Raw genomic sequence first — 14,297 nt, 5'->3', positions numbered from 1 at the left:
GCCGGCTCTCCCCCGGCACACGCCGTACCGGGGGAGAGGAGGGGTCACGCGACGAGCTGTCTGTCGGCCTCCTGCTGGATCAGGTCCTTGTCGGAGATGGCCACCGCGTCGGGGGTCGCGTCGGGCAGCTCGTCCTCCAGGAAGCGGACCGGCCGATAGCGGAAGGCCGCCAGCCCGATCAGGACGGTCACCGCGCCCGCCACGATGGTGAGCAGGGCGATCCCCCGGCCGTGCGCGGAGCCGGCGATGGGGTTGAAGACCTGCTCCACCAGCGGTCCGGCCAGGAGGAACCCGACCGGGACCAGCGCCCAGCTGAGCATCAGGTTGGTGGCGATGACCCGGCCCTGCAGGTCGAGCCCGACCTTCTGCTGCACGATGGAGAACCAGTGCGCGTTCAGGAACGCGGTGAGCAGCCCGATGAGGAAGAGCCCGATCGCGGGCAGCGCCGGGTGGGGCGCGATCCCGATGACGGCGAAGGCGACGCCCAGCGCCATGAAGGAGCCGAGGATGCCGTTGGTGCGCCGCGCCAGGCCGCCGGTCACCGTCATGATCAGGCTGCCCAGCAGGAGCCCGATGCCGGTCATCGAGAGCGCCACGCCCAGGCCGCGGGTGTCGGTGAGGCTGAGCAGCAGCGGCGTGGACAGGACCTCGACCATCGCGAACGGGAAGTTCAGGAACGCCGTGAACAGGATGATCGCCAGCAGCCCGTGCCTGCGGCTGATGTAGCGCCAGCCGCCGGTCACCTCCTGCCAGAACGGCTCCTCCCGCTTCTTGAACAGCGTGTCCGGGAACCGGACCGCCAAGGTCACGACGACCGCGAAGGCGAAGGTGGACAGGTCGATCAGGACGATGCCGCTCAGCCCGACGGCGGCCACGAGCGCGCCGCCGAGCAGTGGCGCCAGTACGGTTCCCGCCGCCTGCCCCAGCTGGGTCAGGCCGTTGGCCCTGCCGTAATAGCGTTTGGGCACCAACTGGGCCACGGCCGCCATGTAGGCGGGCTGGTGGAAGGCCGTCGACACCGCGCCGACGGCGACGATGAGGTAGACGTGCCAGAGTTGGAGCCCGCCGGTCCAGAGCAGGGCGGCCAGCGAGACGGAGGCGCACCCCGCCGCCGAGTCGGCGGTGATCATGACGAGTCTGCGGTTGAAGCGGTCCGCCACCGCGCCGGCGATCGGCGCCAGCACGACGGCGGGCAGCAGGGCCATGACCGAGACGAGGGCGAACATCGAGACCGACCGGGTCTGCTGGTAGGCCCACAGGCCCAGGCCGAACGTGGTCAGCCCGGTGCCGATCAGCGACACCAGCTGGCCGAAGGCCACCAGGGAGAACGTCTTCAGGCTGGCCTGCTGGTAGCGGGGCGGCAGCGGAGCCGCTGTCCGGTCGTCGCCGCCGAGGATCCCGGCCAGCTCGGGCGCCTGGTGCTTCTGGAAGTAGTGCCCGGCCTTGGGGATGACCTCCAGCGACACCGAGTCGGAGAAGGCATCCCACTCGCGGAAACGCTCCTCGTGCAGCTCGGTGGCGCGGTCGTTCTCGCCGACCACGCACACCAGCGGCGCCGACAGCTTCTTGATGGGCGCCTGGTAGAGCTCGGTGTAGTAGTCCTCACCCTCCTGGGTGTCGTGGAGGAAGACGCCCATGATGAAGTCGCGCTCCTGAGGGTTCAGCGCCTCGGTGAAGAAGCCCATGGCCCGCAGGAACTCCAGCGCCTGACGCTTGGAGGTCCACCGCTCCATCGGGAAGGTCCTGCGGAACCAGGCGAAGGCCTTGCCCGGCAGGCGGGGCGCCGGGAAGTGCCCGCCGATCACCACCTTCTCCGGCTCGACGCCCTCCTCCTCCAGCCTGCGGGCCAGCTCGACGGTGAGCGCGCCGCCCATGCAGTGGCCGTAGAGCGCGAGTGGCCCGTCGACCTTCTCCTTGATCTCCTTGACGCAGCCTTCGACGAGCTCGTGGAAGGGCAGCATGGGTTCGCCGGGGTTGCCGGTGTCGTGGCCGGGCGGCTCCAGCGCGAGCATGGTGATGTGCTCGGGCAGGGCCGCGGCCAGCGGCTGGTACGTGATCGCGCCGGCGCCCGCGAACGGCACGCAGACCAGGGTCAGCGAAGCCGCCGGACGCGGAGGCGTCAGTTCATGCAGGAGGCCGATGTCGTGCGATGAGCCGTCGAGCGTGGCGAACGCTCGGATCGTGGGGTTCTTGAAGAGGTCCAGCACGGTCGCCTGGATCCCCGAGTCCCGTACGGCGCGCACGGCCTTGAAGGAGTCGCCGCCCAGCGCGAAGAAGTCGTCGTCGATCCCGATCCCCTTCACGCCCAGGATCTGCGACCAGAGCTCGACCAGCTTGACCTCGGCCGGAGTCCGCGCCGCCGTGCCTTCGGCGCGTGCCTGGCCCACCGGCTCGGGCAACGCCTTGCGGTCCACCTTGCCGTTGGGGGTGAGCGGCAGCGCCTCCAGCGGCACGAACGCCGAAGGGATCATGTAGTCGGGCAGCTTGCGCCGCAGGTATTCGCGCCAGTCATGGTCGGAATCGGCGGCCAGGTAGGCGGCGATGCTCTTGTCCTCGTCCGAGCCGCGCACCACCACGGCCGCCTCGCGGACCGCCGGATGTGCCAGCAGGAGCGACTCGATCTCGCCCAGTTCGATCCGGTAGCCGCGGACCTTCACCTGCCCGTCCGCCCGGCCGAGGAACTCGATCGAGCCGTCGGCCCGGCGGCGGGCCAGGTCACCGGTCCGGTACAGCCGGCTGCCGTCCTGCCAGGTGACGAAGCGTTCGGCCGTCAGCTCGGGTTGGTGGAGGTAGTCGCGGGCCAGGCCCGCCCCGCCGATGTAGAGCTCGCCGACCACGCCGGTGGGAACCAGCTGCATCGCGGTGTCGAGCAGGTGGATCCGGGTGTTGGCGATCGGGTGGCCGATCGTGATCGGCCCGTCGGTGACGCGGGTGAGGGTGGACCAGATCGTGGTCTCGGTCGGCCCGTACATGTTCCACAGCTCGGCCACGCGCCCGCGCAGGCCGGTGGCCAGATCGGCGGGCAGCGCCTCGCCGCCGCACAGCGCCTTCAGCCCCGGCTTGCCCTCCCAACCCGCCGACAGCAGCAGCCGCCAGGTGGCCGGGGTGGCCTGCATGACCGTCGCGTCCTCCAGCAGGGCGGCCAGGCTCACCGGGTCGTAGGCCGCCTCGCGGCTCGCGATCAGCACGCGGGCGCCGACCGTGAGCGGCAGGAACAGCTCCAGCACCGAGATGTCGAACGCGGACGTCGTGACGGCCAAGAGCGTGTCCTGGCCGGTCAGGCCGGGCTCGCGGCTCATCGAGGTGAAGAAGTTGACGACCGAGGAGTGCTGGACGCGCACGCCCTTGGGCCGCCCGGTGGAACCCGAGGTGTACAGGACATAGCAGGGGTTCTGCTGGGTGGCCTGCGCGGGCAGCCGTTCCGGGCTCTCTTCCGGGAACCCCTCGTCGGTGAGGATCAGCTCGCCCGTGTAGCCGGTGTAGCGGCCGGCCAGCTCGCGCTCGGTGACCAGGACGCCGATGCCGGAGTGGTCGAGGATGTAGTCCTGGCGCTCCTGCGGGTACATCGGGTCGAGCGGCACGTACGCGCCACCCGCCTTCAGCACGCCGAGCAGGCTGACCAGCATCGTGGCCGACCGCTCCAGCGCGACGCCCACCAGCGTCTCGGGTCCCGTCCCCGCCGCCCGCAGGCGCCGGGCGACCCGGTTGGCTCGCTCGTCCAGCTCCCGGTACGTCAGCGAGACGCCCTCGAAGGTGACGGCCACGGCGTCGGGCGTCCGGTCGGCCTGGGCCTCCACCAGCTCGTGGATGCACAGGTCGGGCACCTCGACGTCCTGGCAGGCCAGCTGCTCCTCCAGCTCCTCGCCGGTGAGGAGGTCCAGGCCGGACAGCGCCGTCCCGGGCGCCGCGGCGATCGCGGAGAGCAGGGTCTCGTAGTGCCGCAGCAGCCGCCCGGCGGTGCCGGCGTCGTAGAGCGCGGTGTTGTACTCCAGCCGGCACAGCAGCTCGTCGCCCTGCTCGTAGACGTAGAGCACCAGGTCCACCTGGGCGGTGCCGGTCTCCACGGCCAGCTCCTCCACGGCCGGCCCGTTCATGTCCAGGTCGCTCTGGGGCAGGTTGAGCAGGTTGAACAGCACCTGGAAGAGCGGGTTGCGCGACAGGTCCCTGGGCGGGTTGAGCTCCTCCACCAGCTGCTCGAACGGCACCTCCTGATGCGCGTACGCGCCCAGGGCATACTCGCGCACCTGCGCCAGGAGCTGCGTGTACGGCATCGAGCCGTCCATCGCGGCCCGCATGACGAGCGTGTTGATGAAGCAGCCCGCGATGCCCTCGAACTCGGGGCGGGTGCGCCCGGCCACCGGCGAGCCGACGCAGATGTCCTCCTGGCCGCTGTAGCGGTACAGCAGCGTGTGGAGCGCGGCCAGCAGCGTCATGTAGAGCGTGGCGCCGCGCTCCTGGCTCAGCTTCCGCAGCCCCCCGGCCAGCTCCGCGGGGAGCACGTGGGTGGCGACCGCCCCCTCGAAGGTCTGCATCGGCGGGCGCGGCCGGTCCGTGGGCAGGTCCAGGCTGTGCGGGATGCCGCGCAGCCGCTCCTTCCAGAAGCCGAGATCGGCGACCTGCTCCCGCTGCCAGCGCGCGTAGTCGCGGTACCTGACCGGCTGCTCGGGGAGCGTCTCGCCGTTGTACAGCGCGACCAGCTCGGTCCGCAGCAGGGTGATCGACCAGCCGTCCACGACGATGTGGTGGAAGCCGAGCGACAGGACGTGGTGATCCGGGGCGAGCCGCAGCAGCCGGACCCGGAACAGCGGGCCGTGCGCCAGGTCGAACGGCTCGGCCGCGGCCTCGCTCAGCGCCCGTTCGGCGTCGTCGCAGTCCTCGACCGGCAGCGGCACCTCCCCTGCGGGCAGCACCACCTGCACCGGCTCGCCGTCCGGAGCGCGGAAGACGGTCCGCAGCGACTCGTGCCGCCGAACCAGCTCTCGCAGGGCGCCGTGCAGCCGCTCCACGTCCAGCTCGCCCCGCAGGTCCAGCGCCGTGGCCACGGCGTACGCGGCCGAGCCGTGCACCTGGTCGATGAACCACATGCGCCGCTGGATGAACGAGACGGGCGCGGGACCGGGATCCTCGACGACGGGGATCACCTCGCGGGCTCCCACCGAAGCGACGGCCGGGACCAGCGCGGGGGCGGGCGCCGCGGCGACGAGCGCGCGCTGGCCGGCCAGCGTCGGATGCTCGAAGATCGCCTCGATCGGCAGGCCGAGGCGGGAGGCGAGCTGGGTGGCCACGAGGGAGTCGCCGCCCAGGCCGAAGAAGTCGTCCTGCGGGCCGGCGGGCACGATGCCGAGCACGTCCTGCCAGGCGGCGGCGACCGCGTCGAGCTCCTGGACCGCCCGAGCCTGCGCCACCGGCTCCGCTGCCGTCAGCGGTGCCGAAGCCGCCGCCGCGATCTCGAAGCGCCGGGCGCGCGGCCCGATCCAGAAGCGCCGCCGCTCGAACGGGTACGTGGGCAGCGGCACCCGCCTGCCCGGCGGGCCGAACGCCGTCCAGTCGATGCCGGCACCGCTCACCCACAGCCGTCCGATGCCTTCCAGCAGGGCGGACTGCCCGCTGTCCGGCTCGGTGAACGGGGCGACCGCCGCCTGGCCTCCCTGGCGGCGGACCAGGGTGGTCAGCGTACGGCCCGGCCCCGCCTCGATCACCGCGGCGTCGGCGGCCACCAGGGCGCCGGCGCAGTCGGCGAACCGCACGGTCTCCCGCAGGTGGCGCACCCAGTAGGCGGGGTCCTTGGTCTCGGCGCCGGACGCCCAGCCGCCCGTGACGTTGGACAGGTACGGCAGGTCCGGCGCCCCCAGCTGCACCGAGGCGACCTCGGCGGCGAAGGCGTCGAGCACCGGATCCAGCATGGCGGAGTGGAAGGCGTGGGAGGTGCGCAGCGCGCGGCAGGCGACGCCCTGCCCCGCCAGCCGCCGCTCCAGCTCGGCGACGGCCTGCTCGGGGCCGGCCAGGACGCACAGCTCGGGGGCGTTGACCGCGGCCAGCGAGATGTCCTCGCCGAGCAGGTCGCCGACCTCGGACTCGGGCAGCGGCACCGCCAGCATCGAGCCGGGGGGCAGGCTCTGCACCAGGCGGCCGCGGGCGGCGACCAGGCGCAGCGCGTCCTCCAGGGTGAAGACCCCGGCCAGGCAGGCGGCGACGTACTCGCCGATGCTGTGCCCGGCCATCATCGCCGGGCGGACCCCGCGCTCGATCAGTGCGCGGGCGAGCGCATACTCGGTGACGAAGAGGGCGGGCTGGGTGAGCCAGGTCTGGTCGAGATCGCCGGCCTCGCCGTACAGGACCTCGCGCAGGTCGAGGCCGAGGTGCGGCTCGAGGAGGCCGGAGCAGGCGTCGACGGTGGCGCGGAAGACGCTCTCCGATCGATACAGGCCCGCGCCCATCCCGCGGCGTTGCGCGCCCTGGCCGGGGAAGAGGAAGGCGATCTCGCGCGGGCGTGACTCGCCCGCGACGAGCTCGGCGTCCTGTGCCGACCGGTGGTCCTCGGCGACCAGGATGCCGCGGTGCCGCAGCTGGCGGCGGCCGTGCCGGAGGGTGGCGGCGACCTCGCCCAGGTCCGCGTCCGGATGCGCGGCCAGGTGGGCGCGCAGCCGCGTGGCCGTCTCCGCCAGCGCCGAGTCGCCGGCGGCCGACATGACGAGCAGGTGCGGGCCGGCCGCCGGCGGGGCGGCGGGTTGTTCGGGCGCCTCCTCCAGCACCACGTGGGCGTTGGTGCCGCCCATCCCGAACGCGCTGACGCCCGCCCTGCGCGGTCCCTGGCCCTGAGGCCATTCCGCGCCGGCGGTGGGCACGTAGAACGGGCTGAAGTCGATGCGCGGGTTGGGCGTCGCGAAGTTGACCGTGGGCGGCAGCGTACGGTGCTTGAGCGCCAGCACGGTCTTGATCAGCCCGGCCATCCCGGCGGCGGCGTCGGCGTGGCCGATGTTGGACTTGACCGAGCCCAGCGCGATCGGCCGATCCCCGGTGAAGACCTGGGAGAGCGCCGCGACCTCGATGGGATCGCCGAGCGCGGTGCCCGTGCCGTGCGCCTCGACGTAGCCGATCGTGCCGGGGTCCACGCCGGCCGAGGCCAGCGCCGCGGTGATGACCTCGGCCTGCCCGTCCACGGCCGGCGCGGTGTAGCCGATCTTCCGGGTGCCGTCGTTGTTGACCGCGGAGCCGCGTACGACGGCGTGGATGGGATCGCCCGCGGCGAGGGCGTCCTCCAGCCGCTTCAGCACGACGATGCCCACCCCGCTGGCGCCGATCGTGCCCTGGGCCTCGGCGTCGAAGGGCCGGCAGTGGCCGTCCGGCGAGCCGATGCCGCCGCTCTGGTAGAGGTAGCCGCGGCGGCTCCAGGCGTTGACCCGCACCGCCCCGGCCAGCGCGAGGTCGCAGTCGCCCGCGATCAGGCTCTGCCTGGCCAGGTGGAGCGCGACCAGCGAGGTGGAGCAGGCGCTGTTGACGCTGACGCTCGGCCCGCGCAGGTCGAGCTTGTACGAGGTCCTGGTCGGCAGGGAGTCCTTGTCGTTGCCGAGCATGACCTGGTACTCGCCCACGGCCCTGAGCACGTCGGGCGCGGCCAGCAGGTTCTCGATGTAGTAGCTGCTCATCGCCGAACCGGCGAAGACGCCGATGCGCCCCGGGTGGCGGGCGGGGTCGCAGCCCGCGTCCTCCAGCGCCTCCCAGGCGGTCTCCAGGAACAGGCGCTGCTGCGGGTCGAGGATCTCGGCCTCACGCGGCGTGAACTCGAACAGCGTGGCATCGAACAGGTCGATGCCGTCCAGCACCGTCCCCGACCTGACGTAGGCGGGGTCCGCCAGCCGGTCGGGGTCCTCGCCGTCGGCGAGCAGCTCCTCGTCGGTGAAGTCCTGTACGGCTTCGACGCCGTCGCGGATCGCCGCCCAGAACTCCTCCGGCCCGGTGGCGCCGGGGAAGCGGCAGGCCATGCCGACGATGGCGAGCGCGCCGCCGGCGGGCGCGGTGCTGGCGACCGCCGCGGGCGCCGGCGCGTCAGGGCTCAGGTAGGCCGTCAGCGAGGCGATCGTCGGGAACCTGAACAGGTCGGTGACCGTCAGGCTGAACCGCTTGCGCAGCCGCTCGTGCACCTGCAGGACCAGCAGCGAGTGGCCGCCCACGTCGAAGAAGTTGTCGTCGGGGCCGAAGGCGTCGCTGCCCAGCGCTTCGCGCCAGGCCCGGGTGACGAGCTGGGAGATCTGGTGACGCGGCATCTCCCCGGGCGCCTCGTCCCCGGCCATGGCCGCCGAGAGGACTCGCCGGAGATCTGCCACGAGATCGCGGATCGTCCCCGCGTGGAACAGGTCCGTGTTGTACTCCACGAGCCCGTCCAGGGTCTCGCGGACGCCCACGGTCAGGTCGAACTTGGCCGTGTGCTCGGCGATCTCCACGGGGGTGACCGCCAGCCCGTCCAGCTCCAGCGCCGCCGTGGCCTCGGGCAGCATGTTGAACATCGTCTGGAACACCGGGCTGCGGTCCAGGCGGCGCTCCGGGTTGAGCTCCTCCACCAGCCGCTCGAAGGGCATCCCCTGGTGGTCGTGAGCGTCGAGCACCGCGTCCTTGACCCGCTCGACCGCCTCGGCGAACGACGGATCGCCCGACAGGTCGGCGCGGATGGCCAGGGTGTTGGTGAAGAACCCGATCAGGCCCTCGAACTCGACCCTGTCCCGGTTGGCGATGGGCGTTCCCACCACCAGGTCCCGCCGGCCCGAGCGCCGGGAGAGCACCACCAGATAGGCCGCGAACAGCACCATGTAGGGGGTGGCGCCCAGGCTCCGGCAGTACGCCTTGAACTCCTCGCGCGGGAGGTCGAGGGAGAAGGGCAGCTCCGCGCCCGCGTACGTCTGGACGGCCGGCCGGGGCAGGTCCGCCGGCAGCTCGCTGATCGGCGGCGCGCCCGCCAGCGTCTCCCGCCAGAAGTCCAGATCCCGGCCGTAGTCGTTCTCTCGCTGCCAGATCGCGTAGTCGGGGTACTGCCGGGACAACGCCGGCAGCTCCCTGCCGTCGTAGAGCGCGCCCAGCTCCCGGCGCAGCACGTCCAGCGACCAGGCGTCGGCGACGATGTGGTGGAGCGTGAGGTGCAGGACGTGCCGGTCCGCGCCTTCGCGCTCCAGGTGCGCGCGGATGAGCGGGCCGGTGGTCAGGTCCATCGGCGTGCCGTCGGCGGCGTCCGCCAGGTCGATCGCCAGTGATCGGGCCACGATCTGGTACGGGCCGTCCTCGTCCATGGCGAACGTGGTGCGCAGGCTCTCGTGCCTGGCCACCAGGGCGTTCAACGCGCGGTGCAGCGCGTCGCGGTCGAGCGGGCCTTCGATGCGGAAGGCGAGCGGGATGAGGTAATGCGCGGCGCCCGGGGCCATCCGGTCCAGGTACCAGGCGCGGAGCTGGGTGAAGGACATCGGCAGCCGGGCGGGCCTGAGCGGCCCGGCCTGCGCCTGCTTCTTCTTGCGTAACGCTTCCAGGAGCTGGCGCTGCTGGTCTGACAGGCTCATTCGTCACCTTCCATCGACCGCAGCAGGGCCTCGGCCTCGTCATCTGAATACGCGGCGACCATGAGATAGAGCTCGGCCGCCGCCTCCACGTCCGGCGACGTGAGCTGGGCGGCGAGCTCGGCCACGGTCGGGTGGGCGAACAGCGTCCGCAGCGGCACCCGTACGTCCAGCGCCTCGTGCAACCGGGAGGCGATCCGGGTCGCGTTGAGCGAGTGGCCGCCCAGCTCGAAGAGGTTGTCGTGCCGCCCGACCGCCCCGCCCAGCACCTCCTGCCAGATGGCGGCGATGGTCTGCTCCACCGGGGTGAGCGGCGCCGCGACGGTCCGCACGCTCTGGCCGGGGTCCGGCAGGGCCTGCCGATCCACCTTGCCCGAAGGGTTCACCGGCAGGGCGTCCAGCGCGACGAACGTGCTCGGCACCATGTACTCGGGCAGCCGTCCGGCCAGGTAGGGACGCAGCTCGGGGGTCCCGTCGGCGACCACGTAGGCCACCAGCCTGCCCTCCAGAGCCATGACGAACGCCTCGCGCACGGCCGGATGCCCGGCCAGCACCGCGGCGATCTCGCCGGGCTCGACCCGGTAACCGCGGATCTTGACCTGGTCGTCCGCGCGGCCCAGGAACTCGATCTCCCCGGCCTCGTTGCGGCGGGCCAGGTCCCCGGTCCGGTAGAGCCGGCGCCCGTCCCGCCAGGTGATGAAACGTTCGCGCGTCAGCTCGGGCTGGCCGTGGTAGCCCCTGGCCAGGCAGGCGCCGCCGAGGTGCAGCTCGCCGGGGACGCCCTCGGGCACCTCGTGGCCCAGGCGGTTCAGGATCAGCGCCTGGACGCCGGTGACCGGCTTGCCGATGGGCGGCAGCCGGGGCCAGTCCGCCGGAGGACCGGTGAGCGTGTGGGCGATGTCGATGATCGCGCCCTCGGTCGGCCCGTACTGGTTGTGCAGCGTCATCCACGGCTTGACGAACCGCTCGAGCTGCGGGGTGACCTGGAGCTGCTCGCCCGCGGTGATCACCTCGCGCAGCGTGGCGGGCGGCTCGACCCCGGCGCCGGCCAGCGACTGCAGCGCCACGAAGGGGAGGAAGATCCGCTCCACGCGGGTCCGGGCGATGTGGTCGAGCAGGGCGGCCGGGTCGCGCCGGACCTCGTCGCTGACCATGATCAGGGTCCCGCCGTACGCCCAGGTGCTGAAGATCTCCTGCACCGAGACGTCGAAACCGAGCGCGGTGAACTGCAGGCTCCGGTAGGCGCCGCTGTGCCAGGCCATGAGGTTGGCGACCGGGCGGTGCGGCATCGCCACGCCCTTGGGCTGTCCGGTCGAGCCCGAGGTGAACAGGATGTAGGCCAGGTCGTCCGGGGTGACACCGCTGTCCGGCCGGTGTTCGGGCTGTCCGTCGAGGTCGGTGTCGACGTGCACGGGCCGCTCGTGCGGCAGGCCGCCGGCCAGCGCCCGGTGCGTCACCAGGACCGGGGTGTCGACGCGGCCGAGCACCTGGGTGAGGCGTCCCTCGGGGTAGGAGGGGTCGAGCGGCACGTACGCGCCGCCCGACTTCAGGATCCCCAGCAGGGCCACGGGCAGGTCCAGCGAGCGCCGTACGTGCAGGGCGACCGGCACCTCCGGGCCGACCCCGAGCCCGCGCAGCAGGTGGGCCAGCCTGTTGGCCCGCCGGTCGAGCTCGGCGTACGTGAGGGCGGCGCCCTCGAACTCGACGGCGACCGCGTCGGGGGTCCTGTCGGCCTGCTCCTCGAAGAGCCGGTGCAGGCACTGGTCGCGCCCCCGGCCCGGGGGCTCGTGCTCGCGGGCGAGCAGCGCGGCGAGCGGCGCCGCCGGGTCGGCCGCCACCTGCTCCAGGACGCGCACGTAGTGGCCCAGCAGCCGCTCCGCGGTGGCGCGCTCGAACAGGTCCGTGGCGAACTCCAGGCTCATCTCCCGCCCTTCGGCGTAGAGCACCAGGTCGGCCTTGGCGCCGCCGTTCTCGACCTCCTCGAGGATCCGGAAGGTCACCCCGTCGCCCCGCCTGGCGTCCGCCGGCTCCTGCATCGCGAACATCACGTCGAAGGGCGGCCGGCCGTCGGGGCACAGCTCTCGTACGATCTCCTCGAGCGGCACGTCCGAAGGCGTGGCCAGGACCGTCGCCCGCACCTGTGCGAGCAGCCGCTCGAACGTCGGATCGCCGTCCAGACGGGTCCTGACCGGCAGCGTCTCCACGAAGAAGCCGATCATCGAGTCCGCACCCGGCGTCTCCCTGCCGGAGAACGGCACGCCCGTCACGATGTCGTCCTGACCGCTGTAGCGGTGCAGCAGCGCCTGGAAGGCCGCGAACAGCACCATGAACGGGCTGGCCTGGGCGCGCCTGCCCAGCGACTCCAGCTCGGCGAGCAGCCCGTCCGGCAGCGTGGCCCGGACCCGGCCGCCGCGCCGGGACAGCCCTGCCGATCCTGGGGCCGATCCTGGGGCCGACCCCGGGGCCGGTCCCGGGCCGTCCGCGGGCAGCCCCAGCCGCTCGGGCGGCGAGTCCAGGACCTTCCTCCAGTACGGCAGGCCGTCCAGGCTCTGCCCGCGCCGGTACGGCCAGGCCGCCGCAGGCAGGCTCTCCCCGGCGTAGAGCCGCGCCAGCTCGTCCAGGAAGACCCCGGCCGACCAGCCGTCGAAGGCGATGTGGTGGACGGTCACCAGCAGCCGGTGCCGGTCGTCGCCGAGCCGGAGCAGCAGCGCCCGCAGCACGGGACCGTCGCGCAGGTCGAAGGGGTCACGCGCGTGGTGCAGCGCCAGGGCGTGCGCGCCACGCGGGGTGGCGTCCATGACCTTGATCCGTACGGGCGCCGCTTCGCCGATCACGGGCACCGGCTCGCCGTCGCGCTCTTCGTAGCGGGTGCGCAGGGGCGGATGCCTGCGCACGATCTCGTTGATCGCGTTCTCCAGGCGCCCGGTGTCGAGGGGGCCGTCCAGGGCGAACAGGATGGGCACGTTGTACTGCGAGCCGGGCGCGACCTGGTCGATGAACCAGAGGCGGCGCTGCGCGGGCGTGAGCCCGCCCTCGGCCGCGGTGACGGCCGTCGCCTCCGGCAGGTCGTCGATCGCGTGGGCGAGGGCGGCGAGCGTGAGATGTTCGAAGAGCATCCGGGGCTCGACCGGCTTGCCCAGCTTCTCGAAGGCGCGGGCGGCGATGCGCATCGCCAGCAGCGACTGGCCGCCCAGTGCCAGGAAGTCGTCGTCGGCGCCGATCGGCCCGGCGCCCAGGACGTCCTGCCAGATCTCGGCGAGCAGCGCCTCCGTGGGGGTCGCGGGCGGCGTGATCGAGCGGGGCGCGCGGACCGGGTCGGGCAGCGCGGCCCGGTCCACCTTGCCGTTGCCGGTCAGCGGGAGCTCGTCCAGGAAGACCCAGGCCGTGGGAATCATGTAGTCGGGCAGGAACCGGCGCAGGTGGGCGCGGGCCTCCTGCTCGGTCGCCGTGCCCACGACGTAGGCGACCAGCTCGTGGCCGCGGACGGCGGTGGTGGCGGCACGCACCCGCTCGTGACGGCCGAGCACGGTCTCGACCTCGCCGAGCTCCACCCGGTTGCCGCGGATCTTGACCTGGTCGTCGAGGCGTCCCAGGAACTCGATCTCGCCGGCCCGGTTGCGGCGGGCCAGGTCGCCGGTGCGGTAGAGCAACTGCCCGTCGCGATCGCGGACGAATCGCTCGGCGGTGAGGTCGGGCCGGTCGAGGTAGCCCAGGCCGACGCACACGCCGCCGAGGTGGATCTCGCCTTCGTCGACCGGCCGCATCTCCTCGTTCAGGAGGCGGACGGTGACGCCGGGCAGCGGCGAGCCGAGCGCGGGCGGGCGGCTCTGACCGTCGTGGACGGGCACCTCGCCGGCGATGGCGTTGACGGCGCATTCCGCCGGGCCGTACAGGTTGATGAGGCGGAAGGGCAGCCCGGGCCTCGGGTAGGTGGTGAGGCGATCACCGCCGGTGCTCAGCGTCGCGAGCTTGGTCTCCTCCGGCCAGGACAGGCCGAGCAGGCCCTCCGCGATGGGAGTGGGCGCGTAGCAGGTGGTCAGCTCCTGATCCACGATCCAGTCGCGGAGCGCGGGCAGCGAGAGCCGGATCTCCTCGGTGGGGATGACCATCGTGGTGCCCGCGGTCAGGCACATCCAGATCTCCCAGACCGACGGGTCGAAGTTGGGGCTGGTGAGCAGCGAGGCACGGCCACCGAGGCCGAAGGTCTCGTGGGACCACCCGATCAGGTTGGTCAGCGCGCGGTGGGGGACGAGCACGCCCTTGGGCGTCCCCGTCGAGCCGGAGGTGTGGACGACGTAGGCGAGGTCGTCGGGCTCGACGTCGGGCGGGGGTGAGGCGTCCGCCTCGGCGGGGGTGTCGATCACCGGGATGCCGTCAGGGACCAGCGATCTCCACTCCGGCGCCGTGATCACGGCCGCGGCTCCCGCCAGCATGGCGTGGATCCGCTCCACGGGCGTGGCCGGGTCGATCGGCGCGAAGGCGACGCCCGCCTTCATCGCGCCGAGCTGTCCCGCGACCAGCCGGATGGAACGGCCGGCGAGCACGGCGACCCACCGCTGTCCGGTCATCGTGAGATGACGCAGCTGGGCGGCGATGCCGTTGGCCAGGCGATCTAACTGCCGGTAAGTGAGGTGTTCTTGCCCGGCCGAAACAGCGACCCTTTCGGGGGCCGCGTACAACTGCTCCTGGTAAAGGTGCAGAACAGATGCCAAGGGTGGTGCATCTGACGTCATTGTCACGCCTGCCGATTGTTGAGTT

2 protein-coding genes are annotated in these 14,297 nt (G+C 72.6%); both read right to left on the bottom strand.

Features of this window, described 5'->3' with window-relative positions; all coding sequences use genetic code 11:
• Nucleotides 1–44: 44 nt before the first annotated feature.
• On the bottom strand, nt 45–9,542 hold the full coding sequence (locus ACIHFD_RS09390; protein ID WP_397366324.1) for an amino acid adenylation domain-containing protein: 9,498 nt from the start codon (nt 9,540–9,542) through the stop codon (nt 45–47).
• A complete protein-coding gene (locus ACIHFD_RS09385) occupies nt 9,539–14,272 on the bottom strand; it encodes an amino acid adenylation domain-containing protein (protein WP_397366322.1) in 4,734 nt (1,577 codons plus the stop codon). Before ACIHFD_RS09385 ends, ACIHFD_RS09390 begins: the two co-directional genes overlap by 4 nt.
• Nucleotides 14,273–14,297 lie beyond the last annotated feature (25 nt).

It is taken from the genome of Nonomuraea sp. NPDC051941, from assembly GCF_044593615.1.
The sequence above is the reverse complement of the archived record's forward strand: the minus strand, read 5'-3'. Positions and strand labels throughout refer to the sequence as shown.

What these genes read in the sequence shown, in the direction of transcription:
- ACIHFD_RS09390 (WP_397366324.1), bottom strand. Translation starts at nt 9,542, where the DNA reads ATGAGCCTGTCAGACCAGCAGCGCCAGCTCCTGGAAGCGTTACGCAAG.
- ACIHFD_RS09385 (WP_397366322.1), bottom strand. Translation starts at nt 14,272, where the DNA reads ATGACGTCAGATGCACCACCCTTGGCATCTGTTCTGCACCTTTACCAG.